General features: G+C 70.7%; 23 protein-coding genes and 1 pseudogene. 12 read left to right on the forward strand and 12 right to left on the reverse strand.

The features are described from left to right. Positions 1-19: 19 nt before the first annotated feature. On the reverse strand, positions 20-1,918 hold the full coding sequence (locus Z052_RS01615) for a prolyl oligopeptidase family serine peptidase (protein ID WP_089308746.1): 1,899 nt from the start codon (positions 1,916-1,918) through the stop codon (positions 20-22). Positions 1,919-2,031: 113 nt separating this feature from the next. Here Z052_RS01615 and Z052_RS01620 point away from each other — a divergent pair, with 113 nt between their 5' ends. From Z052_RS01620 to Z052_RS01635, 4 genes are all read left to right on the forward strand, one after another. Then, a complete protein-coding gene (locus Z052_RS01620; protein WP_094521412.1) occupies positions 2,032-3,654 on the forward strand; it encodes a cryptochrome/deoxyribodipyrimidine photo-lyase family protein in 1,623 nt (540 codons plus the stop codon). Positions 3,655-3,713: 59 nt separating this feature from the next. Beyond that, entirely contained in the window at positions 3,714-3,947 is a 234-nt protein-coding gene (locus tag Z052_RS01625; protein WP_049932943.1) for a YgaP-like transmembrane domain, read from the forward strand. Between the two features lie 181 nt (positions 3,948-4,128). Further along, positions 4,129-5,361 carry an FAD-dependent oxidoreductase gene (locus tag Z052_RS01630; RefSeq protein WP_094521413.1) on the forward strand — a complete coding sequence of 411 codons (1,233 nt, stop codon included), beginning with the start codon at positions 4,129-4,131 and terminating at the stop codon, positions 5,359-5,361. Between the two features lie 83 nt (positions 5,362-5,444). Further along, positions 5,445-5,855, forward strand: coding sequence for a MaoC family dehydratase (locus tag Z052_RS01635; RefSeq protein ID WP_094521414.1), 411 nt, complete (start codon positions 5,445-5,447; stop codon positions 5,853-5,855). 313 nt (positions 5,856-6,168) lie between these two features. Here the strand turns inward: Z052_RS01635 and Z052_RS01640 are convergent, their stop codons facing one another. The 10 genes from Z052_RS01640 to Z052_RS01685 all read right to left on the reverse strand — a co-directional run bounded on the left by Z052_RS01640 (position 6,169) and on the right by Z052_RS01685 (position 17,621). Continuing rightward, on the reverse strand, positions 6,169-7,221 hold the full coding sequence (locus Z052_RS01640) for a 3-oxoacyl-ACP synthase (RefSeq protein WP_094521415.1): 1,053 nt from the start codon (positions 7,219-7,221) through the stop codon (positions 6,169-6,171). A gap of 151 nt (positions 7,222-7,372) precedes the next feature. Further along, positions 7,373-8,557 (reverse strand): branched-chain amino acid ABC transporter permease, encoded by a 1,185-nt coding sequence (locus Z052_RS01645; protein WP_080508617.1) that lies wholly within the window; start codon positions 8,555-8,557, stop codon positions 7,373-7,375. A 199-nt stretch (positions 8,558-8,756) separates the two neighbouring features. After that, positions 8,757-9,809, reverse strand: coding sequence for a branched-chain amino acid ABC transporter permease (locus Z052_RS01650; RefSeq protein WP_049932948.1), 1,053 nt, complete (start codon positions 9,807-9,809; stop codon positions 8,757-8,759). Then, on the reverse strand, positions 9,806-10,504 hold the full coding sequence (locus tag Z052_RS01655; protein ID WP_049932949.1) for an ABC transporter ATP-binding protein: 699 nt from the start codon (positions 10,502-10,504) through the stop codon (positions 9,806-9,808). Before Z052_RS01655 ends, Z052_RS01650 begins: the two co-directional genes overlap by 4 nt. After that, on the reverse strand, positions 10,501-11,412 hold the full coding sequence (locus tag Z052_RS01660; RefSeq protein WP_049932950.1) for an ABC transporter ATP-binding protein: 912 nt from the start codon (positions 11,410-11,412) through the stop codon (positions 10,501-10,503). Before Z052_RS01660 ends, Z052_RS01655 begins: the two co-directional genes overlap by 4 nt. After that, positions 11,412-12,818, reverse strand: coding sequence for an ABC transporter substrate-binding protein (locus tag Z052_RS01665; RefSeq protein WP_094519709.1), 1,407 nt, complete (start codon positions 12,816-12,818; stop codon positions 11,412-11,414). The genes Z052_RS01660 and Z052_RS01665 overlap by 1 nt, the downstream gene beginning before the upstream one ends. Before the next feature lie 167 nt (positions 12,819-12,985). Next, positions 12,986-13,687 (reverse strand): helix-turn-helix domain-containing protein, encoded by a 702-nt coding sequence (locus Z052_RS01670; protein ID WP_049932952.1) that lies wholly within the window; start codon positions 13,685-13,687, stop codon positions 12,986-12,988. Between the two features lie 441 nt (positions 13,688-14,128). Next, positions 14,129-15,103, reverse strand: a complete 975-nt coding sequence (locus Z052_RS01675; protein ID WP_099288621.1) for a hypothetical protein — start codon at positions 15,101-15,103, stop codon at positions 14,129-14,131. 105 nt (positions 15,104-15,208) lie between these two features. Continuing rightward, on the reverse strand, positions 15,209-16,813 hold the full coding sequence (locus tag Z052_RS01680; protein WP_080508618.1) for a class I adenylate-forming enzyme family protein: 1,605 nt from the start codon (positions 16,811-16,813) through the stop codon (positions 15,209-15,211). Between the two features lies 1 nt (position 16,814). Next, positions 16,815-17,621, reverse strand: a complete 807-nt coding sequence (locus Z052_RS01685; RefSeq protein ID WP_049932954.1) for an alpha/beta fold hydrolase — start codon at positions 17,619-17,621, stop codon at positions 16,815-16,817. A 119-nt stretch (positions 17,622-17,740) separates the two neighbouring features. On the opposite strand from Z052_RS01685, the pseudogene Z052_RS20825 reads away from it, so the two are divergent. The 3 genes and pseudogenes from Z052_RS20825 (at position 17,741) to Z052_RS01700 (ending at position 20,940) form a co-directional block, all read left to right on the forward strand. Further along, positions 17,741-19,050 (forward strand): annotated as a pseudogene (locus tag Z052_RS20825) (phosphoribosylamine--glycine ligase). Between the two features lie 83 nt (positions 19,051-19,133). Continuing rightward, positions 19,134-19,688, forward strand: coding sequence for a transcriptional regulator (locus tag Z052_RS01695; protein WP_049933122.1), 555 nt, complete (start codon positions 19,134-19,136; stop codon positions 19,686-19,688). A 19-nt stretch (positions 19,689-19,707) separates the two neighbouring features. Then, a complete protein-coding gene (locus tag Z052_RS01700) occupies positions 19,708-20,940 on the forward strand; it encodes an HD domain-containing protein (protein WP_049933120.1) in 1,233 nt (410 codons plus the stop codon). Positions 20,941-21,045: 105 nt separating this feature from the next. On the opposite strand, the gene Z052_RS01705 is transcribed toward Z052_RS01700, so the two are convergent. After that, complete coding sequence (locus tag Z052_RS01705; RefSeq protein WP_049933119.1) at positions 21,046-21,450, reverse strand: universal stress protein; 405 nt, start codon at positions 21,448-21,450, stop codon at positions 21,046-21,048. A gap of 137 nt (positions 21,451-21,587) precedes the next feature. On the opposite strand from Z052_RS01705, the gene Z052_RS01710 reads away from it, so the two are divergent. The 5 genes from Z052_RS01710 to Z052_RS01730 all read left to right on the forward strand — a co-directional run bounded on the left by Z052_RS01710 (position 21,588) and on the right by Z052_RS01730 (position 26,105). Beyond that, complete coding sequence (locus tag Z052_RS01710) at positions 21,588-22,874, forward strand: HD domain-containing protein (RefSeq protein ID WP_086216030.1); 1,287 nt, start codon at positions 21,588-21,590, stop codon at positions 22,872-22,874. A 31-nt stretch (positions 22,875-22,905) separates the two neighbouring features. Continuing rightward, entirely contained in the window at positions 22,906-23,685 is a 780-nt protein-coding gene (locus Z052_RS01715) for a class I SAM-dependent methyltransferase (protein WP_049933116.1), read from the forward strand. Positions 23,686-23,759: 74 nt separating this feature from the next. Continuing rightward, entirely contained in the window at positions 23,760-24,824 is a 1,065-nt protein-coding gene (locus tag Z052_RS01720; RefSeq protein ID WP_094519711.1) for an amidohydrolase family protein, read from the forward strand. Positions 24,825-24,928: 104 nt separating this feature from the next. Then, on the forward strand, positions 24,929-25,384 hold the full coding sequence (locus Z052_RS01725; protein WP_094519712.1) for a hypothetical protein: 456 nt from the start codon (positions 24,929-24,931) through the stop codon (positions 25,382-25,384). Positions 25,385-25,463: 79 nt separating this feature from the next. Continuing rightward, positions 25,464-26,105 (forward strand): thymidine kinase, encoded by a 642-nt coding sequence (locus Z052_RS01730; protein WP_089308757.1) that lies wholly within the window; start codon positions 25,464-25,466, stop codon positions 26,103-26,105. Positions 26,106-26,137: the final 32 nt, after the last annotated feature.

Genomic DNA, 26,137 nt, shown 5'->3' on the forward strand with positions numbered 1-26,137 from the left:
ATGCCCGAACCGCGCCTCGCTAGTCGTCCAGCGAGGCGACGGCGGTGCGCTCCGCGCCGATCCGACGGTCGAGGAAGTCGTCGAGCAGTTCCAGCGAGCGGATCTTCTGGTCGATGTCGCCCGAGCCGTGGCCCTCCTCGCCGAGCTCCTCGTACTCGTAGTCGTCGCCCTCCTCGAAGCCGGCCTCGTCGAGCGCGTCGCGGAGGATCCGCGCCTGCGAGACGGGCACCCGCGGGTCGTTGACACCGTGGACGATTAGGAGGGGCGCGCCGACGTTCTCGACGTAGTTCACCGGGCTGCGCTCCCGGTAGGTCGCCTCGTTCTCGTCCGGCTCGCCGAGGTTCTTCACCATGAGCTCCGTCCGGAAGTGGGGCATGGTGTTCTCGTACATGTCGAACAGGTCGCTCACGCCGACCCACGCGATCCCGGCGGCGTACAGGTCCGGGTACTGGACCATCTGCCAGTTGGCGGAGTAGCCGCCGTAGGAGCCGCCGTAGACGGCGACGCGGTCCTCGTCGAGCCAATCGTACTCGTCGAGGACGTGCTCGGCGCCCGTCGCCACGTCGCCCTGCTCGGCGCCGCCCCAGTCGTCGTACAGCTCCTCGACGAACTCGCGGCCGCGCCCCGTGGAGCCGCGGTAGTTCACCTGAAGCACGGAGTAGCCGCGCGAGAGCAGGAACTGGACGCGGTAGCTGAACCGCCGCATGTCGTGGTGTCGCGGCCCCCCGTGCGGATTGACGACCAGTGGCGAGGGTCGGCGACCGGAGTCGAACAGCAGCCCCTCGATCTCGAACTCCTCGTAGGGGTCGTGGTCGACCGCCCGCGCCGGCGTCTCGGGGACCCCGTCGGAGACGAACGAGACCGTCTCGGGCTCGACGAAGTCGTCGGGGTCGAACGGGCCGTACTCCGCGTCGAACACCGTCTCGGCGTCGTCGGTGGCGAGATCGTACGCCACCAGCTCCGGCCGCCGGCTCGACGTGGTCCGGTACGCGAGGAGGCGGTCGTCGGCCAGCCGGCCCTCAGTGACGCTCGCGACGCCCGCGGGGAAGTCGAGTTCTTCGCTCTCGCCCGTGTCGGCATCGTAGACGACGGGCACCGTCACCGCCCCGCGCGTCCGGCTCACGACGAACCGGTCGCCGCCCTCGAGGAAGTGGCTCGGCGACTCCTCGAACTCGCCCTCGCCGAACCACGTCACCGTCGCGTCCTCGACGCCGTCGGCGAGGTCGACGATCCCGGCCCGCCCGAGGTCGGTGGTGTTGTCGACGACGAGCAGGCGGTCACCGTCAGGACCCCAGTCCGCCGGCGCGGCCTCGGCGCCGACATCGCCGATCTCCAGGTTCACGGCGTTCGACCCGTCGCCGTCGGCGACGTACACGTCGCTGTTCTCGTAGGCGTCGGTCTCGTTCGTGGTGTACGCGATCCGGTCGCCGTCGGGGGAGAGTTCGCCGGCTGCGACCGCACGCTCGTAGTCGGTGAGCTTCGTCGTCTCGGCGGTCGACACGTCGTGGCGGTAGAGGTTCATCTGCCCGTCGCGGCTGGAGCCGAGCAGGAGCGTCTCGCCGTCCTCGCCCACGTCGTGGAGCCGGATCTGGCCGTCCATCTCGACGACGGGCTCGCTCTCGCCGTCGAGCGACATCGCCCACACGTCGTGCTGCTCGTCGCCGCCCTCGTCGCGGTGGTAGAAGAGCCGGTCGCCGCTCGGGTCCCACTCGAAGCCGGCGCGGACGGAGCGCGGCACGTCGCCGTCGCTGAGCTGCTCCAACGAGCCGTCGGCGGGGTTGAGGAGGTGAAGCTCGTTGCGGCCGGTGACGTCGTAGTAGAGGGCGACCGTCTCGCCGTCCGGGGACACGCGCGGGCTCGCGATCGTCGGCAGCGAGGCGAGTTCGCGCAGTACGTCGGTCTCGTCTGTGTCAGACATCCGTGAAGTAACGGTGGCGGAACCCTATTCAACGTTTCCCGTCCCCGAGCCCGCGCCGCGTCCGAGCCCGGCCGACAGGCCCATGCGACGGGAACTCGTAACAGAGCTAACCCATGGCTCCCGGCGAGGACGCGCCGCTTCCGAGGGCTCCCAGCCCGGATGCGGTTCGGTCGATCTCTCGGTCCGACGACGCTCCCGACGAGCCGGGCACCGTCGTCTGGCACCGAGACGATCTGCGGATCGCGGACAACCCCGCGCTCGCGGCGGCCGCGGCGGACGCCGACCGGATCCTCCCGCTGTTCGTCTTCGACCCCGGCTTCTACGACGAGCGCGGCGCAGCCTGCGACGCCCGGATCGAGTTCCTTCACGACTGCCTGCGGGACCTCGACCGCCAGTACCGCGACGTGGGCGGGGCGGGGCTGACGTACGGCCACGGCGACCCGCTGGACGTGCTCGCCCGGTTCGTCGACGCCGGCTGGGAGGTCGTCGCGAGCGCGACGGCGAGCGGGCGGTACGGCCGCCGGCGCGACGAGCGCGCCCGCGAGCGGCTCGGCGTCCGCTTCGTCGCGGGCGACGGGCTCGTCCGCGACGCGGACCGACCCCGCGAGGACTGGAGCGACCGCGTCGAGTCCTGGTTCGCCGCCGACCCGTTCGACTGGGACCCCCGGTCGGTCGCGGTTGAGCGCGTCGAGACGGGCGTCGACCCGGACCGGGTGAGCGACGCCTGCGGAGTCGCCCCGACGAAGACGCGCGTCCCGACGGGCGGACGCGGTCCGGCGAAAGATCGACTCCGCGCGTTCGCGGAGCGGATCGCCGAGTATCCGGGGTCGATATCCTCGCCGGTCGACGCCCGCGAGGGGACGAGCGGCCTCTCGGCGTACCTCCGGTTCGGCTGCCTGTCGGTCCGCGAGGTCCACCGCCACGTCGACGAGCGCGCGCCGGACGGGCGCGGGAAGTCGATGTACGTCTCGCGGCTGTTCTGGAACCGCCACTACACGCAGAAGCTGCTCGACTGGCCGGGGTGGCTCGACCGCGCAGTGAACCCGGTGTACGAGGGGTTCAACGGCGACCGCCACGATCCGGACCTCGTCGCGGCGTGGAAGCGCGGCGAGACGGGGTTCCCCATGGTCGACGCGAGCATGCGCTGCCTGCGCGAGACGGGGTGGCTGAACTTCCGGATGCGGGCGCTGTGCGCGTCGTTCTACTTTCACATCCTCCAACAGCCGTGGCGGATCGGCGCCGACCACTTCTACGAGCACCTGATCGACGGCGACCCCGCGATCAACTACACCCAGTGGCAGTCGCAGTGCGGGCTGGTCGGCCGCCCGGGACTGCGCTTGTACGATCCCCGCAAGCAGGTCCGCGATCAGGACCCCGACGGCGAGTTCGTCGGGCGGTGGGTCCCCGAGCTCGACCCGCTCCCCGCCGCGCACCTCGACGCCCCCGAGAAGACGCCGCTCGCGGTCCAGCGCGAGGTCGGGATCGAGATCGGCGAGGCGTACCCGTACCCCGTCGTCGACTACGAGGCGGCCCGGGAGGAGTTCCGCGAGCGCTACGGCGCGGTCCACGGCGCGGCCGCGGCCCGCCTCGGCGACGAAGAGATCGCGCGACGCGCGTCGCTGTCGGGGGGTGTCGGGGCCGCGCGGTCGATCGCGGCCGACCACGGCGAGCCGGCCGAGGCGGACGGGGACGACGCCGACGCGACCTCGCAGACCGGCCTCGACGAGTTCGGGTGAACGCGAGAGGCGAGTCGGCGGTGGAAAGGTTCATACGGCCGTGAGCCGTATTGTGACGCATGAACCAAAACGTCGGTGCGATGGACAAGCGCGTCAGGACTGCGGTCGGTGCCGTCGCCGGTGCCGCCTCGTTAGCCACCCTCGCGGGCTCCGGGCCCCTCCCCGCGGTCGCGGCCCCGGTGCTCGGCGTCGTCGCCCTCGCGATGCTCGCGACCGCCGCGACCGGGACCTGCGGCCTCTACTCCGTGCTCGGCGTCGACACCTGCCCCGCCGACGCCGGCGGACCGCGCTGAGCCGCCGTCGCGGCCGGATCCGGAATTCGGCCGGTAACACCCTTTCGAAACCGGTTTTCTCCCTCGTTCGACGGCAGTCTCAAGTGCGCGGAATGCGTATATATGGCATGATCGACAGTGACCGGAATCGACGGCGTCTCGCGGCGGAGCACGCTCCCGCGCCAACCCGGGTGACCGTCGCGTGAGCGACGACTCGACGGTCTTGGTGATCGGCGGCGGCGCGACGGGAACGGGCATCGCTCGGGACCTCGCCATGCGCGGCGTCGACGCGACGCTCGTCGACCGCGGCGGCCTGGGTAGCGGCACCTCCGGTCGGTCGCACGGCCTCCTCCACAGCGGGGCCCGCTACGCGGAGGCCGACGCCGAGGGGGCCGAGGAGTGTATCGTCGAGAACCGGACGCTCCGCGATATCGCCGGGGCGTGCGTCCGCGAAACGGGCGGCCTGTTCGTCCGGCTCGACGGCGACGACCCCGACTACTTCGAGGAGAAGATCGCGGCCTGCGAGGCGATCGGCATCGAGACCGAACGGCTCGACGGCGACGCCGCCAGCGAGGCGGTGCCGGGCCTCGCCGACGAGGTCCAAGAGGCGTTCCGCGTGCCCGACGGCGTCATCTATCCGTCCCGGTTGGTTGCCGCCAACGCCGCTGACGCCGAGCGCCGCGGCGCGACCGTCCACCCGCACGCGCCGGTCGAGGACGTGACGGTCCGCGACGGCGCGGTCGAGTCCGTCCGCGTCGGCGGCGCGGTCGATGCGACCCTGACCCCGGACATCGTCGTCAACGCCACCGGTGCGTGGGCCGACTCGATCGCCGAGATGGCCGGCGTCGAGGTCGGAATGGCCCCGAGCCGGGGCGTGATGGTCTCGGTGGAGTACGACGGAGCGCCGCCCGTGCTGAACCGGTGTCGCGACCCCGACGACGGTGACATCGTCGTGCCCCACGACGGCGAGGTCGTGCTGGGGACGACGAGCGTGCCGGTCTCTGACCCCGACGACTACGAGACGGAAGACTGGGAGATCGAGCGCTCCGTCGAGGAGTGCGCCGCGATGCTCCCCGCGGTCGCCGACGCGACGACGGTCCGGACGTGGTGGGGCGTCCGCCCCCTCTACTCGCCCGACGAGGCGGGGTCGGACCGCCGCGGGATCTCGCGCGGGTTCACGCTGCTCGACCACGACCGCGACGGCGCGGCCGGGCTGTACAGCGTCGTGGGCGGCAAGCTGACCACCTACCGCCAGATGGCCGAGACGACCGTCGACGAGGTCTGCGACCGCCTCGGCGTCGACGCCGCCTGCGAGACGGCGACGGAGCCGCTGGCCCACGCTGACGATCCGGACCGACTGGATGAGCTGGTCGAGGCGTACGGCGGCGCGAACCCCACCGACGTGGACGTGGTCGACGCGCCGGCGGACGACTGATCCACGCCGGAGGTAGTCCCCGACGCCGCACGGGTTCGAGGCTGAACCGCGGGATTGAGGCGGCGGGCGCGCGTCCGATCGGTATGCCAGTCGCGACGGTCGGCGAGACGGCGACGCACGAAGTAACGATCACCGAGGAGACGATCGAGGCGTTCGCGGCCCTCTCGGGCGACAAGAACCCGATCCACCTCGACGACGAGTACGCCGCCGACACGATGTTCGGCGGCCGCGTCGCGCACGGAATCATCTCGGCCGCGGTCGTCTCCGCGGCGCTCGCGCGGCTCTCCGGCGACATCGTCTACCTCTCGCAGGAACTGTCGTTCGAGAAGCCGGTGTACCCGGGGGAGACGGTCGAAGCGAGCGTCAGCGTCATCGACGACATCGGCGGCGACCGGGTCGCGGTCGAGACGACCGCGACCGTCCCCGAGCGCGACGAGCGCGTCCTCTCCGGCGAGGCGACGGTGCTGTCCGTCCCGCACGGAGAGAGCGACTGACCGACGGAGGCGGACGCTCGGCCGAGCCATTTTGTAAATGACGACGCGTCGAAGCGGTGGCGCGTGCCTCCGAGCGGGCGCCGGAGGCGGCCGCGAGGAGCGGGCGAGGGAGTCGCGAACGCCCGGAGGGCGTGAGCGACGAGGCTGGGGAGGCGTGAGGTGCTGTGCGGGGCGGGAACTCAAAGGGGCAGCCGCGACGTAACAGTGTAAGTAATCGAATCGCCCGTCTCGGACGGAACCGCACAGAGATCAGTCGAGCCCCCTGTCTTGCGAGTTCTGGAGAACCGTGAGACGCTCCGCTGTTTACAAGCGGTCAGCCTCGCCACCGGATCACTGTCGCGGACCACGTGTACCCCGTCCCGGCCGCGAGCAGGCAGCCGAGGTCGCCCGGTTCGAGGCGCTCGGTCTCGGCGCCACGCTCCAGCGCGAGCGCCTGGTCGACGCTCTGGACGTGGCCGAACTCGTCGAGGTAGTAGCCGTCGCTCCTTGGATCGAGGCCGAGCTCGTCGAGGACCCGCTCGTGGAACGACCGCTTCATATGGGTGAGCGCGACGAAGTCGAGGTCGTCGCGGTCGAACCCGGACCGTTCGAGGGCCGTGTCGGCGACCGAGAGGTACGCGGGCAGCGAGACGGGCCCGAGCCGCTCTTTCATCCCGTCCGGGTCGGGCACGTCGAGGGTGTGAAGCCCCTCGCGCACGGTCTCCTCGCTCGGCGGGCGCTTCGACCCGCCCGCCGGCATCACCACGTCGCCGGCGAACGAGCCGTCGGTCTGGGCCGCGCTGGCGCGGACGGTCGCCCGCGCTCGACCGTCGAAGCGATCGGCCTCGTCGTTGACCGATCCGCCGTCGGTCGCCTCGACGACGAACGCGCTCGCGCCGCTGCCGAAGTTGAACATGAAGGAGCTGTCCTCGTTGCCGTAGTCGACGAGGTCCTCCTCGCGGCTCGCGGCGACGAGCAGCGCGGTGTCGATCGGCTCGGTCTCCAGCTGGGCGGTCACCTGTCGGAGCGCGATCGGCGCGCCCGCACACAGCGTGTAGCTCTCGGTCGCGTACGCGTTCGTCGCCCCGAGTCGGTCGGTGATCGCCGCCGCGGCCGACCAGACGACGTGGTCCTTGTACTCGGATCCGTGGTAGACGACCACGTCGAGGTCGGCCGGATCGACGTCGGCGTCCGCGAGCGCGCGCTCGGCGGCCGTCACCGACATGTCGGTCGCGTGGTCGTCGTCCGGCGGACAGACGTGCTTCTCACGGACGCCCATCTTCTCGACGACGACCTCCTCCGGGATGCCGCTCTCGGCCGCGATGGCCTCGCCGGTGATCGTCTCGTCCGGGACGTACGTCCCCAGTCCGGTGATCGAGACGGTCATCCGTCTCCTCCGCGCCGCGTTCGGTCCGGTTCGCCGCGCCGCGTTCGGTTCGCTCCGTCGTATCGCGTGATATCGGTCATGTGTCGTGTGTCTACGTCGCGGTCCGTCGCGGGACGTGCGACGGAGGCCGCGGAGCCGCGGGCCCGCGACGCTACCGGAGGTAGCGCCGCAGGTGGTCCGGGAGCCGCTTCCCGACGGTGCCGCCGAGCCGGTCGCGTAGCGTCCCGAGGATGCCGTTCGGGACGAACAGCACGAACAGCACGAAGATGATCCCGAGGTACAGCGGGGCGCGCCCGTCGACCGCGGTGTTGACGAACAGCTCCACGCTGATCCCGAACAGATCCGCTTCGAGGACGCTCGCCGGGAGCTCCTCGCGCAGCAGCGTCGCGATCCCGCCGCTCTCGGTCGAGAGCACGTCCTCTAACCCCTGCGTGAACAGGGTCCCGTACACCGGCCCCGCGAGGGTGCCGAACCCGCCGACGATCGTCGTGATCAGCGCGTCGGCGGTGACGAGGAAGTAGAACGTCCCGTCGGGCGCGACGGAGCGCGAGTAGGCGGCGAAGATCCCGCCGGCGACCGCGCCGAAGAAGCCGCTGATGGCGAACGCGGCCAGCTTGAACCGGTAGGTCGCGTAGCCGACGGCCCGGGCGCGCTCCTCGTTCTCGCGGATCGCGATCATCACGCGTCCGAACGGCGAGTGGATGATCCGCTGCATCGCGAAGTAGCAGACGACCACTACGATCCCGAGCGCGTAGTACGAGACCACGGTCGCCGACAGGTCGATCCCGAGGCCGAGCAGGTTCTCGACGCTCTCGCCCGTGAGCCGCCCCACGTCGAGGCTCAGCGCGTCGACGAAGGGGACGCCGATGGCGAGCGCGTCGCCGCTCACCGTCGCGCCCTCGGTCGGGTTCGTCGAGACGTACCCCCACGAGCGGATCAGCTCGTAGATCACCTGCGCGAACCCGAGCGTGATCATCGCGAAGTAGACGCCCGTGAGCCGGAACGACACCGACCCGATGACGAGCGCGAGCAGGCCGGCCACCACCGCGCCGAGCAGGAGCGTGATCATGAACGGCGTCCCGCCCGGGATCCCCGGCACCTGCCCGTTCGCGGCGAGGACGACGAAGTAGCCGCCGGTCCCGAAGAAGGCGGCGTGCCCGAACGAGAGGTAGCCGGTGTAGCCGCTGACGAAGTCGAAGCTCATCGCGAACAGCCCCATGTACAGCACCACGACCATGAACGTGATCGCGGGGAGGAACGTCTCCGCGAGCGGCGCCGCCGGCGTCGCGAGCAGCGCCTCGTAGCCGAGCGGATACAGCAGGAACCCGACGATCACGGCCGCGTGAACCGCGTGGTCTCGCAGGTACTCGCGGAGGCCGCCGGTTGCCTTCGACGGCGGAACCGGATCCGTCTCGTCGACGGGAGCGTCCGATTCGTCGACGTGAGCGCCGGAACCGTCGACCGGTGCGCCCGCGTCGCCGACCGACCCGTCGGAGTCCGCCGGGGCGTCCGCGTCGACACCGGAGTCGGGGTCGCTAATGGCCTCCCACCTCCTCGACGCCGTAGAGCCCCTGCGGGCGGAGTATCAGCATCACCACGAGCAGGAGGAAGATGGTCACCTCGGAGAGGCCGGGAAAAGTGACGATCCCGGTGGTGAACAACCACGTCGTCACCGAGTCGGCGATCCCGACGATACCCGCCGCGACGAGCGTCCCGGTGAAGCTCCCGAGCCCGCCGATGATCACGACGACGAACGCGTACAGCAGCACGTCGATGCTCAGGAGGACGCTGGGGCCCCAGATCGGGTCCCACATCAGCAGGACGCCGCCGACCGCGGCGAGGCCGGTCCCGACGCCGAAGACGACGGTGAACGCCTGCCGCACGTCGACGCCGAGCGCCTGGACCATCTCGGTGTCCTCGCTGCCGGCCCGGATGTAGAGGCCGTACAGCGTCTTCGTCAGGAACGCCCAGACGGCGACGGCGACGACCGCGCCGATAGCGACCTCGAAGAGGTACAGCCGCCTGACGCCGACGCCGAGCAGCTCGGTCCGCCCGAGCAGCACGTCGGGCGCGGTGCCCATCGGTGCCTGCCACTGCGGGTTCGGCTGGATCCCCCGGAGCGTCAAGACGATCCGGGCGACCTCCTCGATGATGAGCGAGACGCCGAAGGTCAACAGGATCTGGTAGGTAGGCGTCCGGTCGTAGATCGGCCGGATGAGCGTCACCTCCATCGCGCTGCCGGCCGCGGTGGTGACCGCGAACACGAGCGCCAGCGCGACGAAGAAGACGAGGATCGTCGCGACCGTCCCGGTGTTCGCCCCGACGAGCAGGACGAGCACCAAGCCGCCGAGGTACGCGCCGACCATCGCGATCGCGCCGTGCGCGAAGTTGAGCACGCCCATCAGCCCGAAGACAAGCGTCAGGCCGACCGCGATGGTGAAGTACACCGCGCCCTTGCCGATCCCCTCGGCGAGCACGCGAGTGGCCGTCTGGAGGCCGTCGACCGCGCCGCCGGTCGCGAGCAGCGCGCCCGGGTCGACGAGCGGGGCGACCTGCGCGGCGGTCCCCGCGAGCGGTCCGAGGCTCATGCGGTCAGGTACCTCCGGATCCGTTCGTCCTCGCTCGTGACGCCGGCGGTCTCTCCCTCCTCGACCACGACGCCGTGGTCGATGAGGTAGAAGCGGTCGGCCAGATCCATCGCCAGCCGGAAGTTCTGCTCGACGAGGACCATCGTCGTGTCCGCGGAGGCCGCGCGCAGCGCCTCCACCACGTCCTCGACGATCTGTGGCGCGAGCCCCTCGCTCGGCTCGTCGACGAGCAGCAGGTCGTTGTCGCCGAGCATCCCTCGGGCGATCGCGAGCATCTGCTGTTGCCCGCCGCTCAGGTCGCCCGCCTCCTTGTCGGCGAAGCGGTCGAGCGCCGGGAACAGCTCGTACGCCCCCGCGATCCGAGCGCCGGGATCGGCGGCCGAGTGGGCGGCGACGCGGAGGTTCTCCTCGACCGTGAGATGCGAGAATACGCGTCGTTCCTCCGGCACCCACCCCATGCCGCGGGCGGCGATCTCGTGGGGCTCCATCCCCGTCACGTCCGTCCCGTCGAACCGGACCGTCCCCTCGCGGGGCGGCGTGAGCCCGAGCGCGGTGCGGAGCGTGGTCGTCTTCCCGACGCCGTTCCGGCCGACGAGGGCGACGATCTCGCCCGCCTCGACCGACAGCGACAACCCCTGAAGGATGTGGCTCTCGCCGTAGTAGGTGTGGACGCCGTCGAGTTCGAGCGTCGTCACCGCGACTCACCCCCGGCGCGCACGCGTCGGCCGCCGTCGGCGGCCGCGTCGCCGTCCGAGCGCCCTCCCTCGTCGGCGGAGCGCTCTCGTCCGTCGGCGGATCCCTCGCGGCCGTACCCGCCGAGGTACGCCTCCTGAACGTCCTCGTCGCCGCGAACGTCCTCGGGCGGCCCGTCGGCGATCAGCTCGCCGCGGTGGAGGACGGCGATACGGTCGGAGATGTCCATCACCACCTCCATGTTGTGTTCGATGAGCATCACCGAGTGATCCTCGGCCACGTCCTCGATCAGCGCGACGACCTCGTCGACGCCCTCGCTCGACACGCCGGCGGTCGGCTCGTCGAGCAGGAGCAGATCCGGGTCGCCGGCGAGCGCGACCCCGATCTCGAGGCTACGCTTCTCGCCGTGACTCAGGTTCTGCGTGACGGTCTCGGCCTCCTCGGCCAGCCCGATCCGTTCGAGGATCGCGGTCGCCTCCGCGTAGTGGTCCTCGAAGTCGGTCACGTTGCGCCACAGCTTCCACGAGTCGTTCCCGCGGCTCGCCTGCGCGGCGACGCGGACGTTCTCCAGCACCGACAGCGTCGGGAAGAGGTTCGTGATCTGGTACGACCGGTGGATCCCCGCGAGCGCCGTCTCGTCCGGCGAGGCCGTCGTGATGTCGATCGCGGAGCCGGTCCCGTCGGCACCGGCGGAGGCCGCCCCCGCGTCTCTGCCGCCCGATGGGGCGAACCGGATGCTCCCGTCGGAGGGCTCCAACACGCCCGTGAGCAGGTTGAAGAACGTCGTCTTCCCCGCGCCGTTTGGGCCGATGATCGAGCAGAGCTCGCCGGTCTCCAACGCGAAGTCGACGCCGTCGACGGCGGTGATGCCGCCGAAGCGCTTCGTGAGCCCCTCGGTCTCCAGCAGCATTACAGCGAGCAGCTCGCGTCCTCTTCGGGGACCATCACGTCCTCGGCGTCGAGCCGTTCGAGGGGCTGGCCGGGCATGATCGGCGCGCCCCAGGTGTCGGCGTACTCGTCGCTGGTCGGGACCGGCCACGCGACCGTCATCTGCGAGGCGGCCTGGTTGTTGTGTTCCTGGAAGGTGTACCCGTCCGCGCCCTTCGGCGTTTCAGCGACGGTCATGCCGCGCAGCGCCTCGGCGATGTCGGCGCCGTCCGTGGAGCCGGTCTCCGAGACGGCCTGCGAGAGCGCCGAGGCGGCGGTGAACGTCCCGGCGCTGAACAGGTCCGGCACGATGCCGTACGCGTCGATGTGTAGCTGCCGGAACTCCTCGTTGATCGAGTTCTCGTACTGGTTCCAGTGGTACCGGCTGGTGAACGGTCCGAGCCCGGCGTCCTTGATATCCTGCTCGGTGAAGCCCTCGCCCAGCGCCGACTCGATGGTCCCGCCGATGAGTTGCGTCGTCAGCAGGGCGGCGAACCCGCCGAACACCTGGACGTCGTAGGAGATCGCGGAGGTGAGGAACTGCGGCAGCGTGGACGCGGTGAAGCCGCCGACGACGCCCGTCGCGCCGTCCGACATCGCCTGTTCGAAGAGCCCGTCGAACTCGGAGTACCCGACCTCGACGAAGCGGGGTTCCAAGACCTCCACCCCGTTGTTCTCCAATACCTGAGTGTAGTTTTCCGCGACGCTCTGCCCGAACGCGTTGTCGGACGCGAACACCGCGACCGTGTCGATGTCGAAGTTCTCGGCGACGTACGTGCCGCCCGCCCGCGCGTCCATCGCGGTGTGCTCGCTCGCGCGGAACGCCATCGGGTGACAGAACTCGTCGCTCACCGTGATGCCGGCGTCGGCCGCCGGCCCGATCAGGTAGGGGATGTCCGTCTCGTCGACGACGGTGTTGATGAGCCGGCGCGCGCTGTCGGAGGAGGTCCCGCCGAACAGGATGTCGACCTCCTCTTCCAAGACGAGGTCGGTCGCGACGCTCTGGGCCGTATCCGGACTGAAGCCGGTGTCCTCGACGATGATCTCGTAGGTCGGGCCGCCCTCGGGCTCGACCGTGTACGTGCCCGGCGTCGCCTCCTCGACGGGGTCGAGGTCGTGCTTGTACGCCAACCCGGAGTAGAACCCGCGGAGGCTGATCTGCCCGTAGTACTTGAGGTCGCCGGAGGTCGGCTGGAGCGCCCCGATCCGGACCGTCTCGCCGGAGAGGTCGCCGCCGTCTCCGCCGTCGCCCCCGTCCGAGCCGTCCCCGCCGTCGGAGCCATCTCCCCCGTCTCCGCCGGAACAGCCGGCCAGCCCGGTGATTCCGGCCGCGCCGACCGCGGCGCCGGTTCGTCGCAGATACGCTCGCCGTGTGTGTTCGTCTCGCATACAGTGTTCGACACCGGACACCAGCATGAAGGGCCGAGTTAAGATGTTAACAGACCGCGGGGTGTCGAGGGAATACGCCGAAAACGGGCACCGAAACCGCGGTTTCCGAACGACGAGCCGTCGGTCCGACGACCGCGGCGCCTCGGTCGTGTCGCCGCGTCCCCGGTCTACTCCAGCCCGTCGAGCGCGGCGACGACGCTGCGGAGCAACTTCTTCTCGCCGCGGCGCATGTTCTTCGAGACGGCCGCGGTCGAGACGTCGAACTCGTCCGCGAGCGTCGACAGCGTCGCCTCGCGGGGCGACTCGAAGTAGCCCGCGTCGGCGGCCGTCTCGATGGTCTCGCGCTCGACGTCGGTCAGGTCGCGGCACGCGTCCAGCATCGTCGAGGCCGCGTTCGCGTTCCGCATCGTGTCGAACAGCGCCTCCATCGAGAGCTCGGACCGGTCCTCGACGACGAACTCGTTGCCCTTCTCTAAGTCGTGGAGCGCCGCTTCCGTCGTCGCCTCGTCGTCGAACCCGACCTGCCAGCGCTCGGACCCGTCCTCGATCAGGAACGGGCCCGTGATGTAGCCGCCGTGGTCGGTTATCGTCGACATCGCGTTCGTCTCCTCGATGACGGTCCGGATGATCGCCGTCCCGTCCTGCTTCGAGAACAGCCGGTACTCGGCCATGTTCTCGTGGTCGCGGAGGGCGGTGAGCCCCTCGCCGAGCTCGTAGCGGTCCGGCGACTCGACGAGCAGCCGCGTCTCCAGCTGCTCCGCCGCGGTGTCCAGCTGCCAGTGCATAGCGGAGAAGGAGACGTCGTGGTCCGCGGAGGTGTCGATGAACGGGCAGTCGAACTGCTCCATATCCATCGTGACGTCGAGCATGACACGACCTTATCCCCCGCGTATATAACGGTTGTTCCTGTGGAACGCTCAGTGAAGACTCAAAACCTTGTTTGGCACGCCATAACAGCCGTCGCCCCCGGTGTCTCGGTCGACCTCGTCACTGCGTACGCGCGACCCCTCGCAGACGCAGATTGCGCCCGAGGAGCCTGAAACGCTGTTTGATCGCGACCCCTCTGTCACCGATCGGGTCGCCGACCGACCGATCGTCTTCGGGACACGTCGGGCGAACACGGACAGTCGGGGCCCCACGGCCGATGCGCGAGGGTGTGAACGCCTTCCTTGAGGCGCTTGGCATCAGCTTCCGACGGGACGCACGAAGCCGCGGTCCACGGATCAACAAGCTCGACGGTCAACTTGATCGCGAGCAGAAGCCCCGCGGCGAGTACTACGATGATTCCTGAACGACCGGGTGGGTCGTGATCAGGGGGTACTGACAGTGTAGCTCGCCCGATACAGTGTCCCGTCGTAGACGACCATTGCCTCACTACCCGACAGGTCAACGAGATCAACCGATTCGGGGTCGCTATCAGAGGCGAACAGGCGCACAACGAGCGTCCGGTACGCCGATGACGCGTCGTCGATCGGCTGATCGTGGCCGTACTCTTGATCGATTGCCGCCTGAAGAATATCGTGTTGGCGGTCGGTGAGCGTCGACGCTTCGAGTTTTACGGCGTCCGTCCGAGACCGCGTAAGGACATCGGATACATAGGCCTCTTCTGAGGTGGCGACCGTCGAGCCTTCGAGTCTGTAGCTGTGTAAGCGCGTCTCGGTCGCCTCGCCGGTAACTGAGAGCCGGAGCTGTCCGTCTCCGTAGCGGACGGTATCATACTCGGGAGTCGGAACGACCAGCGACTCCGTTGGTCCGCTTGGTGTCGCCGGATAGACCAGTCCCCCATCGCCGGAGACGCGTCCCTCGGTCCGGGAGAGTCTCCGCCAGAGTTCGTTTATGAGACCGGTTCGGAGGGCGCTTCGATCAACCGCCGGGAGGGCATCGAAAGAGACCGTCTCATCGTCGTCGACCGAGGTCGTCGCCGGGACTGTCGCCTCGAATTCGATCGGATAGGCCATCGCCGGCGTATGCCCCGTCGTTTCGTGAGTGAGTTCGTAGAACGCTCCGTCCTGCTGGACGATCTCTCCTTCGGCAACCAGCGTGTCGGCAGCGGTATAGGACGCCGATCCGTCGTCGAGTACACGCCGAACAAGGGTGTGTCCGTACGGGCCGAGCGCACGAACTGTCACCGGCGTGGTGGTCCGCTCGGCGACGGTCGAGGGGGTCTGGGCGCGCAATGACAGCGATCCGATCTTGTCGTGCGCGGGCCCGAATATCGGTCTCACACACCCCGCGGTCGCGATGAGTCCGCTGGTCGCAAGGAGGGCACGACGTGTGGAGGACATACACCGGTTGTCTACTCCGAGTTTCAAAAAAAATTGTTACTGCTCACTCCGAGCGAGGCGCTCTCCGCCCGCCAGCCCCGCTCCGAGCCGATCTCCTCGCCTCGCCTACTCGCCGAACCGCTCTTTCAGCGCCGCGCGGTCGATCTTCGACGGGCCGGAGGTCGGCATCTCGTCGACGAACGCCAGCGCCTTCGGGACCGCGTACCGGGCGACCCGCGAGGCGAGGTGCGACTCCACGTCGTCGAGCGAGAGCGACTCGTCGCCGACGAGTATCGCCTTCCCGACCGTCCCCCAGCGCTCGCTCGGAACGCCGATCACGACCGCCTCCTCGATCCGCGGGTGGTCGGTGAGCGCGTCCTCGACGCGGGGCGGGTAGACGTTCTCGCCGCCCGAGACGAACATGTTCTTCTTGCGCCCCTCGATGTGGTAGTAGCCGTCCTCGTCGACGCGCGCGAGGTCGCCGGTCGACACCCAGTCGCCGAACGTCTCGGCCGTCTCCTCCGGTTCGTCCCAGTATCGGTCCGCGGCGGCCGGCCCGGCGAGCTCCAGTTCGCCGACGGTGCCGTCGGGCACGGGACCGTCCTCGTCGACGACGCGCGCGTCGACCGCGAGCGCCGGGACGCCGACGCTCCCGGTCTTCTCCGGCGGGAAGTCGTCGGGCATCGCGAAGTTGTTCGGTCCGCATTCGGTGAGGCCGTACCCCTGCGATATCTCGACGCCGCGGTCCCGCCACGCGGCGATGACGCTCTCGCGGCAAGGGCCCCCGCCGCTCTTCACGAAGCGGAGCGAGGAGAGGTCTGTGGCGTCCCACTCGTCGTGGCGGGCCATCATCCGCAACACCGCCGGGACCGCGACGAGCGTCGTCGCCGACTCGCGCTCGACGTCGCGCAGGACGCGGCCGGGGTCGACCTCCGGGCTCAGGAGGATCCGCCCCCCCATCTGGAAGAAGGGGACCGTCAGCACGTTCCAGCCGCCGGTGTGGAACATCGGGAACACCATCGGCGTCACGTCGTCCTCGCGGAGCCCCCACGCGGTGATCGTGTTGAACGCGTTCCAGCGGATCGCGCCGTGACTGATTACCGTCTCCTTCGGCGTGCCCGTCGAGCCCCCGGTGTGTAAGAGGAGGTGCGGGTCCGCGAGCGACACGTCGGCGGTTTCGACGGGCGAGCCGTCCCCGGGCAGATCCCGCGTGTACGGGCGCCACGCGTCGTCGCCGTCGGTCGGGATCGAGCGGACCGCGGGCTCGACGTCCGCCCGCTCTAACGCGTCGATGACGTCGCCGCCGAACGGGGCCTCGACGAGGAGCAACTCGGGGTCGACGGTGCCCAACACCGCGGCGAGGTCGCGCTCCGCGAGGCGGTGGGAGAGCGGCGCCAGCACCGACCCGGTCTTCCCGGTCGCGAAGTACAGGTCGACGAGCTCGACGCGGTTCCGGGAGACGACGGCGACGCGGTCGCCCGCCTCGACGCCGGCGTCGCGGAGGAAGCGCGCGGTCCGGTTGGCGCGCTCGTCCAGCTCCGCGTAGGTGTACTCGGCGTTCGCGGCCGTGTCGGTGACGGCGACGCGGTCCGGCGAGAGCCGCGCGCGGCGGGCCGACAGCGAGCCGACCCAGTCGTACCCCCGGTCGCCGTGCGGGTGCGGTCGCGGGTCGGACTCGGCGCCGACCTCCTCCGTACGGTCGTCTCCCCGCGGATCGTTTCCGGTCGCCATCTCAGGCGACCCCGCCGAGGAAGGCCCGGATTCGGTCGTTGACGCGCTCGCGCTCCTCGACGAAGAAGAGGTGCGGCCCGCCGTCGAACAGGTCGACCTCCGCGTGCGGGAGACGCTCGGCGAGCAGCTCCGCGTTCTCGACCGGCAGCACGCGGTCCGCCGTCCCGTGGAGGACGAGCGCCGGGACGGACAGGTCGCCGATCCGGTCGCTCGCGTCGAACGCCGCCACCGCGGCCGCCTGCGCCTCGCGGCCGGTCGGGGTCGCGTCGCCCGTCAGCCGCCAGTCGACGATCCGGTCGACGAGTTCGGGCTCGCGGTCGTAGAAGCCGTCGGAGACCGCCGGCTCCATCAGGTAGCGGATCCGTTCGCGGGCGTCGGCGTCCTCGGGCGCGGAGAAGATGTGCTCTTGCACCTCGGGCGGGGTCGGTGCCGCGTCGTCGCCCCCGGGAGAGGTACACAGCAGCGTCAGCGAGGCGACCCGGTCGTCGGAGAGGGCCAACTCCTGCGCGATCATCCCGCCCATCGACGCGCCGCAAACGTGGGCCGCCTCTACGCCGCGGTCGTCGAGGACCGCGGCCGCGTCGGCCGCCATCTCGGCGACGGTGTACGGCCCGTCCGGCACGTCCGAGTCTCCGGTCCCGCGGTTGTCCGGCCGGAGCACCTCGTAGTCGTCGGCCAGCGCCTCGGCGAGCCACCGCCACATCCACCGGCCGTACCCGAGCCCTTCGAGCAGCAGCACGGTCGGTTCCCCGGGATCCCCGTCGACGGCGTAGTCTATCGTCACGCCGTCCCGTGTCACGGTTGGCATACTCGGATCGACCACGCCGTCCCTCATCAACCCGGGCGTTAACGTTTCAACCGTCTCCCGGTCGGACCGGCGCGAGCGACGCGGTACACACTCAAGTCCCTCCCGGGCGACCGCCCCGCATGGACGACGCCGCCTTCCTCTTCGTCTCGGCCGACGCCGCGCTGATCGCCGATCTGGCGTGGCAGGTTCACCGCGAGGGCCACGACGTGAAGTACTACGTCGAGGCCGAAAGCGACCAGTAGATCGGCGACGGGTTCGTCCCGAAGACTGACGACTGGCGCGCCGAGGTCGACTGGGCCGACGTGACCGTCTTCGACGACATCTGGGTCGGTTCCGGCGTCGGTACGTGCGAACCCGCCTAGGAACGACGCGAACAGGGGGAGGCCGTCGTCGGCGGGACGCCGAACACCGACCGCCTCGAAGAGGACCGCGGCTACGCGACGGAGGTGCTCGAAGACCACGGCGTCAACACGGTCGAACACCACGTGTTCCGCGAGTTCGACGCCGGTATCCAGCAGGTCCAACGGAACCCCGGATCTTACGTGATCAAACCGCTCGGCGAGGTACAAAACGTCAAGCGCCTGCTGTACGTCGGCGACGAGGACGACGGGGGCGACGTGGTCGACGTCCTCCGCGCGTACAAGGAGGCGTGGGGGAACCGGATGTAGGGGTTCCAGCTCCAGCGGAAGGTCGAGGGCGCCGAGGTGGCGATCTGCGGCTTCTTCGACGGGAACGAGTTTGTCGACCGCGTCAACTTCAACTTCGAGCACAAGAAGCTGTTCCCGGGGAACATCGGGCCCTCGACCGACGAGATGGGGGCCTCGATGTTCTGGGCGGGACGGAACAGGCTCTTTCGAGAGACGTTCGGGAAGCTCGAAGGGTGGCTCGCCGACGAGGGGTACGTCGGGAGCATCGACATCAACTGTATCGTCAACGAGACGGGGATCTACCCGCTGGAGTTCACGCCGCGGTTCGGATACCCGACGATCGCCCTCCAGGAGGAGTCGATCGAGTCGTCGACGGCCGAGTTCTTCCACGACCTCGCGCACGGCGACAAGCCCGAGCCCGACCTCCACGACGGCTACCAGATCGCCGTGCGAGTCGTGCTGCCGCCGTTCCCGTTCGACGACGAGCAGACGTACGACGAGAACTCGCGGAACGCCGCCGTCGTCTTCGACGCCGCGGACAGAGCGGGGATCCACATCGAGGACGCGAAGCGGGTCGACGGCCAGTGGCGTGTCGCCGGCGAGAGCGGGATGCCGATCGTCGTCACCGGGAAGGGAGAGACGATGGGGGCGGCGCGCAAACGGGCGTACGGGCGCATCGACGACGTCGTGATGCCGAAATGTACTACCGCGACGACATCGGCGAGCGCTGGATCGACGGCGACGGCGACCGGCTTCAGGCGTGGGGGTACCTCGGCCCGTGACGCGCGGGTCGGTCCGACCGGCACCCGAGACGGGGCCGCGAGGCTCCACGAGTTTTTAACGGTCCGGCGCAACTACACGTGGTATGCCGAAGTACTCGACGGGCGGCGGCGGCGGCGGCGACGACGGCGACGCGTGCGAGCTCTGCGGGCGCGAGACCGCGGACCTCCGCAAGGCGACGGTCGCCGGCGCCAAGCTGCTCGTGTGTTCGAACTGCCGCCCCCACGACGACGCCGGCAACGCCCCCAGCGACCGCGGCGGTCCGAGCGGCGGGTCGCGGGGCGGGAGCCCCGGCGGCGCCGGCTCCGAGTCGCAGCCGACGGAGAGCCGGAACAAGGAGCTCGCCCGGAAACAGGCGAAGATGTACGACTCCGCGACCGGCGACTCGAAGCGCTGGGAGGAGGAGGGGACGAGCTACGAGTCGGACCGGCTGCCGTACCTCGTCTCCGGCTACGGGGACGTCGTCACCGAGGCGCGGCAGGACGCCGGGCTGACGGTCGAGGAGGTCGCGGCCGAGTTGGAAGTCGACGAGGACGACCTCCTCGCGGTCGAGGACGGCCGGGCCGCGACCGCCAACGTCGGCGGCTCTGTCGTGCGCGCGCTCGAAGAGCGATTCGGGATCGACGTCGTCGACGAGTGACTCTGACCGAGACGCGCGGATGAAGGCGATCAAAGACAGCGTCCACGGGCACGTCCGGCTCGGCGACCTCGCCGCCGAGCTGGTCGACACCCCCGCGTTCCAGCGGCTGCGACACATCAAGCAGCTCTCCACGGTCCGGCTCGTCTACCCCTCCGCGAACCACACGCGGTTCGAACACAGCCTCGGCGTCTACCACCTCGCGGGCCGCGCGGTCGATGGACTCGGCGTCGACGGCGACACCGCCGCGCACGTCCGCGCCGCGGCGATGCTCCACGACGTGGGACACGGCCCGTACGGGCACCAGACCGAGGGGATCATCCGGCGCGCGACCGGCCGCGACCACGACGACGTGGGGTGGCTGCTCACCGACGCCGACCGCGAGGTCTGTCAGGTCCTCGAACGCAACGGGCTCGACCCTGAGCGCGTCGCCGGCCTCATCGACGGCGCGGGCGCGCTCGGCCCCCTCGTCTCGGGCGAGCTCGACGTGGACCGCATGGACTACCTCGTGCGCGACGCCCACCACACGGGCGTCCCGTACGGCACCGTCGACACCGGCCGGCTCGTCACGGAGCTCCGGCTGGTCGGCGGGGACGGGGCCGGCGGGTCGGCCGACCTCGTCTCGGACCCGGGCCACGCTGTCGACCTCGTCTTGGACGAGGGGAACGTTGCGACCGCGGAGAGTTTGCTCGTCGCGCGCTCGCTGATGAACGCCGTCGTCTACCGCCACCACGTCTCCCGCGTGGCGGGCGCGATGCTGGAGCGCGCCTGCGAGCGCTACCTCGGCCGGACCGACACCGACGCGGCGGCGTTCCGCCGGATGGCGGACCACGACCTCCTCGTCGAACTCCGCGAGCGCGTGCCGGCGCTCGGCGAGCGCATCGAGCGGCGCGACCTCTACAAGCGGGCGGTGTGGGCGGGGATCGACGAAGTGCCGGCTGGCACGGTCGACGCGGGGCGCGCCGAGGAGCGGACCGCCGAACGCGAGATCGCGGACGCCGCGGGGGTCGACCGCGACGCGGTGATCGTGGACATTCCCTCGCGACCGACCCTCAAGGAGTCCGGCTCCGCCGTCGTCGTCGACGGCGTCCCGCAGCGGTTGGAGGACGCCTCCGAACTCGTCACCGGGCTCCGCGCCGCCGAGCGCCGCCGCTGGACGCTCGGCGTCTACTGTCCCGCGGAACGCGTCGACCCGGTCGCGACCGCGGCGCGGGAAGTATTGGGACTGCGCGCGACGGAGCGGCCCGCTCCCTGACCCCCGCCGACGGCGACGCCCCGGGGCTCGGGCGCCGCGGCGTGCTCTCGCTTCCGCCGCGACCGCGCGCTCAGTTTCGCCGCCCCTGATCGCACACCGCGGGCGTCACTCTTCGTTCGGTCCCGGAACCGCCAACACGGGTCGGTCGGCGTTCAACACGAGCGCCTGCGTCGTGCTGCCGAAGACCACCTTGCCGGCCGGACTCCGCTTGCGCCCGGACACGCAGATGAGGTCTGCGTCGATGTCGGTCGCGGCCGCGAGGATCTCCTCGCCCGGATCGCCGCTGGCCTCGTAGTGGACGCAGTTCACGCCGGCGTCCTCCAGAATCTCCCGGGCGCGCCGCACGGTCCCGATCTGGTGGACCGACGCGCCTTCCGGGTTGTCTCGGAACACGTGACAGAGGTGCGCGGTCACCTCGTCGGGATCGCCCGGGAGGTCGATCACCGCCTCGGCCTGTGCGATCGCTCGCGGCTCGTCGTCGAGTCCGATGCCGAGCAACACGTCGTACATACGCGGCACTTCGCACGGTCGCCTCATAAACCGTGCCACGGATTCGCGGCTGACGGGAGCCGACCGGCGGCTTCCGGCGCCGCCGCGGCGGGAGCGACACTCACAGCCTTTTACCGGTTGCCGCCGAAGCCGGACGCATGATCACGGTCAAGGACACCGTCCACGACCACATCGAGATCGACGGTGTCGCCGCGGACCTCGTCGACACCCCCGCCCTCCAGCGGCTCCGCCACGTCAAACAGCTCGGCACGGTCCAGCTCGTCTACCCCTCCGCGAACCACACGCGGTTCGAACACAGCCTCGGCGTCTACCACCTCGCGAGCCGCGCGCTCGACCACCTCGGGATCGAGGGGAAGCGCGCCGACCGCATCGAGGCGGCGGCGATGCTCCACGACGTGGGGCACGGCCCGTTCAGCCACAACCTCGAATCGCTCACCCACCGCCGGACCGGGAAGTACCACGACGACGTCGACGAGCTGCTCGCGACCGGCGCGGTCGGCGAGGTGCTGCGCGACCACGACCTCGACCCGGACCGGATCGCCGACATCGTCGCCGGCGAGGGGCCCTACGCCGGGCTCGTCTCGGGCGAGCTCGACGTGGACCGCATGGACTACCTCGTGCGCGACGCCTACCACACCGGCGTCCCGTACGGCACGATCGACACCGAGCGGTTCGTCCGTGAGCTGACGTTCGTCGAGCGCGGCGAGGTCGCGGACGGCGGGGAGAGCGCCGCCACCGACGGCGACACCCCGGACCGCCGCGGCCCGGAGCTCGTCTTGGACGAGGGGAACGTCCAGACCGCCGAGAGCCTGCTCCTCGCCCGCGCGCTGATGAACCCGGTCGTCTACACCCATCACGTCGCGCGGATATCGAAGGCGATGCTGCGTCGGGCCGCGAGCGAACTCCTCGACGCGACCGCGACGACGGCGGCCGAGCTGCGCCGGATGGACGACCACGACTTCCTCGCCGCGATCCGCGACTGCCCGGGGACCGCGGAGCTCTCCCGGCGGTACGACGAGCGCGACCTGTACAAGCTGGCGGTGTGGGCCGAGTACGACGACGTGCCGGAGCGGGTCCACGAGGCGGACCGCGCGGCCGAGACGGCGCTCGAACGCGAGATCGCCGCGGAGGCAGGCGTCGCCCGCGACCACGTGATCCTCGACGTGCCCCCCGAGCCGACAATGCGGGAGTCGACCGCGCGCGTCACCGTCAACGGCGAGATCCGGCGGCTGGAGCGCCAGTCGCCGCTCGTCTCCGCGCTCCGGACCGCCCAGCGCAACCAGTGGCGCCTCGGGGTGTACGCCCCGGCACCGGCCACCGACCGCGTCGGCCGCGCGGCCGCGGACGTGCTCGGCCTCGACCCGGACGGGCTCGTGACCGAGGTGCGCGGCGCGATGCCGACGACGCTCGACGAGTTCGAGTGAGGTTTATGCCGTCGCCGACCGATCCGCCGGCGTGACCGACGACCACCGCGAGAACCGCCGGCTCTGGAACGAGTGGAGCGACGCGTTCCAGGCGCTGTGGAACGCCGACACGGACGAGTCCGGAGTTCCGCCGGTCCCGACGCCCTTCGACCCGGACAGCCACGCGGCGGCCGGCTCGGAGTTCCCGCCGCCGATAGCGGGCGCGGACGTCGTCGAACTCGGCTGCGGCGGCGGCCAGGGGAGCGTGGGGACGGCGCTGGCGGGCGCCGACCGCGTGGTCGGCGTCGACATCGCCGAGGGGCAGCTCGATCACGCGCGCCGGCTCCGCGACTACTACGGCGTCGACGCCCGGTTCCTCCAGGGTGACGTGACCCGGATCCCGCTCGCAGACGACGCGTTCGACGCGGCGTTCTCCGAGGCGGCGTTCCAACTCGTCGCGGACCTCGACGCCGCGGTGCGCGAGGCGCGTCGCGTCCTCCGGCCGGGCGGCGCGTTCTACCTGTCGGTGATGCACCCGTTCCGGGAGCTGATCGACCCGGAAACCGGAACGATCGACAGGGGGTATCACGCGCCGCCGCGGCGGGAGATCGAGATCGACGAGTCGTACGATGCCGACCTCGTCGCCTTCGACCGGTCGGTCTCCGAGCTCCACCGCGCCCTCGTTGACGCGGGGTTCGACGTCGAGCGCGTTGTGGAGCCGGAGCCCGCGGGCGGCGAGACGACAAGCGAGGGCGACGCCGCGTCGGCCGCCGAGCCACGGGCGCTCCTCCCGGACACGCTCGGGTTCTGGGCGCGGCTCGACGCGCCCTGACGCCCCTCCTCGGAGGTGCCGCCGCTCGGTGCCGCTCCCACGACGTTTTCCCCGCGGCGCGACGAGCCTCCGGTATGTATCTTGAAGGGACGATCCTCGTCGGCCCCGACTTCGAGCCGGTCGAGGGCCGGGTCGTCGTCGCGGACGGCGAGGTCGTCCGGGTCGAGGAGGCGACCGTCGAGAGCGACGACGTGATCCTCCCGGCGTTCGTCAACGCGCACACCCACATCGGCGACTCGATCGCCAAGGAGGCGGGCGCGGGCCTCTCACTCGACGAGCTGGTCGTGCCGCCGGACGGGCTGAAACACCGGCTCCTCCGGGCGGCCGACCGCGGGCAGAAGGTGGCCGCGATGGCGCGCACGCTGCGGTACATGGAGTCGACCGGCACGGGGACGTTCCTCGAGTTCCGCGAGGGGGGCGTCGACGGCGTCGCCGCGCTCCGCGACGCGGTCGCCGGAGCGGGCGTTCCGTTCGGCGAGCGGGCGATCGACCCGGTGGTCTTCGGGCGCGACGACCCCGACGTGCTCTCCGTCGCTGACGGGTACGGCGCCTCCGGCGCCCGCGACGCCGACTTCGACGCGGTCCGGACGGCGACGCGGGACGCAGGCAAGCCCTTCGGGATCCACGCCGGGGAGCGCGACGCCGACGACATCAACGCCGCGATGGACTTAGCGCCCGACTTCCTCGTCCACATGGTCCACGCCGAGCCGATCCACCTCGAACGGCTCGACGACCGCGGGACGCCGGTCGTCGTCTGCCCCCGGTCGAACCTCGTCACCAACGTCGGCGTGCCGCCGATCCGCGAGCTGAGCGAGCGAACGACCGTCGCCCTCGGCACGGACAACGTGATGACCGACTCGCCCTCGATGTTCCGCGAGATGGAGTTCGCGGCGAAGCTGTCCGACCTCCCGGCCCGAGCGATACTGCGCATGGCGACGGCCAACGGCGCGGAGATAGCCGGGGTGGACCGCGGCGTGATAGAGCCCGGTGCCGACGCCTACCTGCTCGTCCTCGACGGCGACTCCGACAACCTCAGCGGCGCGCGCGACCTCGTCCGCGCGGTCGTCAGGCGGGCCGGACAGGCAGACGTCTCGCGGGTCGTCATCGGCGGCAGGCAGGTCGTCCCCCGCGACGACTGAATCGCGCTCTCGCGTTCCGCCGCGACTCCTCGCTCGCTCCGCTCCCGGTCCGATTCCGCACCGCGCCGACGGGATGAAATGGCTTCCGAGCGTACGACCGCGCGATGACGACGCTCTCGTTGCTCGCCGGACTCGCGCTTGGACCGATCGTCGGTCTCGTCGCGACGCTCGCGATGGATCAGGTGATGCCTCGGCTCCCCGAGGGGACGACGGCCCCGAAGGTCGCCGCCGGCGTGCTCACGGACACGCCGGTCGACGACGCGCCCGAGCGGCTGGCGACGTGGGTCCACTACGTCGCCGGCGGCGGCTCCGGCCTGCTGTTCGTCGGGCTGGCGGCCGCGACCGGGTCGCTGCTCGGTCTCGGTCCCCTCGTGGCCGTCGCGGTCGCCGGGGTCGTCCAGCTCGCGCTGATGGTCGGCTTCTTCGCGCTCGTCCCGCTGCCGCGCGCGTCGGGGCTCCCGCGTCAGCGGCTCGGTCGGGTCCGGCGCGACTGGGTCGTCTCCGCGGCGGCGTACGTCGTCGTCGCCGCCGCGATCGTCGGGGTCGCGACCGGGATCTGAGCGGCGGTCGCCGGCGGTGACGCGGCGGCCGCGTCCCGGGAGAGAAACGGTTTAGTCGCTGGCTCCGGCCGGATCGGGTATGCACGCAATCACTCGATCCGGGTGGATCGAGGTCATCTCGGGGTCGATGTTCTCGGGCAAGACGGAGGAGCTGCTCCGCCGGCTCCGGCGGTCCGAGATCGCCGGCCAGTCGGTCGCCGTCTACACGCCCGCGATCGACGACCGCTACGGCGAGGCGACGATCGGGAGCCACACGGGCCGGCAGTGGGAGGCGACCGTCGTCGACAACGAGGGGGACGGGCCGCTCGACATCCTCGACGACGACCCCGCCGAGGTCGTCGCGATCGACGAGGCGAACTTCTTCTCGGACGCGCTCGTCGAGGTCTGTAACGCCCTCGCGGACCGCGGCAGCCGCGTGATCGTCTCGGGCACCGACCAGACGTTCCGCGGCGAGCCGTTCGAGCCGCTCCCGCAGCTCATGGCGACCGCCGAGTACGTCGACAAGCTCCAGGCCATCTGCTCGGTCTGCGGCGAGCCCGCCTCTCGGAACCAGCGGCTCATCGAGGGGGAGCCCGCCCACGTCGACGACCCGACGATACTCGTCGGCGCCGAGGAGTCCTACGAGGCGCGGTGCCGCGACTGCCACGTCCTCCTGACCGGCGACCGCCCCGACGCGGAGCGACCGTTCGACTGCCCGGAGGCGGACTCCGCGAACGACTGAGCCGGTCCCGCGACGCCGCCCCCCGACGGTGG

The sequence above is a fragment of the Halorubrum sp. C191 genome (assembly GCF_002727095.1).
Taxonomy (GTDB): Archaea; Halobacteriota; Halobacteria; order Halobacteriales; family Haloferacaceae; genus Halorubrum; species Halorubrum ezzemoulense.

What these genes read in the sequence shown, in the direction of transcription:
- Z052_RS01615 (WP_089308746.1), bottom strand. Translation starts at nt 1,918, where the DNA reads ATGTCTGACACAGACGAGACCGACGTACTGCGCGAACTCGCCTCGCTG.
- Z052_RS01620 (WP_094521412.1), top strand. Translation starts at nt 2,032, where the DNA reads ATGGCTCCCGGCGAGGACGCGCCGCTTCCGAGGGCTCCCAGCCCGGAT.
- Z052_RS01625 (WP_049932943.1), top strand. Translation starts at nt 3,714, where the DNA reads ATGAACCAAAACGTCGGTGCGATGGACAAGCGCGTCAGGACTGCGGTC.
- Z052_RS01635 (WP_094521414.1), top strand. Translation starts at nt 5,445, where the DNA reads ATGCCAGTCGCGACGGTCGGCGAGACGGCGACGCACGAAGTAACGATC.
- Z052_RS01640 (WP_094521415.1), bottom strand. Translation starts at nt 7,221, where the DNA reads ATGACCGTCTCGATCACCGGACTGGGGACGTACGTCCCGGACGAGACG.
- Z052_RS01650 (WP_049932948.1), bottom strand. Translation starts at nt 9,809, where the DNA reads ATGAGCCTCGGACCGCTCGCGGGGACCGCCGCGCAGGTCGCCCCGCTC.
- Z052_RS01660 (WP_049932950.1), bottom strand. Translation starts at nt 11,412, where the DNA reads ATGCTGCTGGAGACCGAGGGGCTCACGAAGCGCTTCGGCGGCATCACC.
- Z052_RS01665 (WP_094519709.1), bottom strand. Translation starts at nt 12,818, where the DNA reads ATGCGAGACGAACACACACGGCGAGCGTATCTGCGACGAACCGGCGCC.
- Z052_RS01670 (WP_049932952.1), bottom strand. Translation starts at nt 13,687, where the DNA reads ATGCTCGACGTCACGATGGATATGGAGCAGTTCGACTGCCCGTTCATC.
- Z052_RS01675 (WP_099288621.1), bottom strand. Translation starts at nt 15,103, where the DNA reads ATGTCCTCCACACGTCGTGCCCTCCTTGCGACCAGCGGACTCATCGCG.
- Z052_RS01680 (WP_080508618.1), bottom strand. Translation starts at nt 16,813, where the DNA reads ATGGCGACCGGAAACGATCCGCGGGGAGACGACCGTACGGAGGAGGTC.
- Z052_RS01685 (WP_049932954.1), bottom strand. Translation starts at nt 17,621, where the DNA reads ATGCCAACCGTGACACGGGACGGCGTGACGATAGACTACGCCGTCGAC.
- Z052_RS01695 (WP_049933122.1), top strand. Translation starts at nt 19,134, where the DNA reads ATGCCGAAGTACTCGACGGGCGGCGGCGGCGGCGGCGACGACGGCGAC.
- Z052_RS01700 (WP_049933120.1), top strand. Translation starts at nt 19,708, where the DNA reads ATGAAGGCGATCAAAGACAGCGTCCACGGGCACGTCCGGCTCGGCGAC.
- Z052_RS01705 (WP_049933119.1), bottom strand. Translation starts at nt 21,450, where the DNA reads ATGTACGACGTGTTGCTCGGCATCGGACTCGACGACGAGCCGCGAGCG.
- Z052_RS01710 (WP_086216030.1), top strand. Translation starts at nt 21,588, where the DNA reads ATGATCACGGTCAAGGACACCGTCCACGACCACATCGAGATCGACGGT.
- Z052_RS01720 (WP_094519711.1), top strand. Translation starts at nt 23,760, where the DNA reads ATGTATCTTGAAGGGACGATCCTCGTCGGCCCCGACTTCGAGCCGGTC.
- Z052_RS01725 (WP_094519712.1), top strand. Translation starts at nt 24,929, where the DNA reads ATGACGACGCTCTCGTTGCTCGCCGGACTCGCGCTTGGACCGATCGTC.
- Z052_RS01730 (WP_089308757.1), top strand. Translation starts at nt 25,464, where the DNA reads ATGCACGCAATCACTCGATCCGGGTGGATCGAGGTCATCTCGGGGTCG.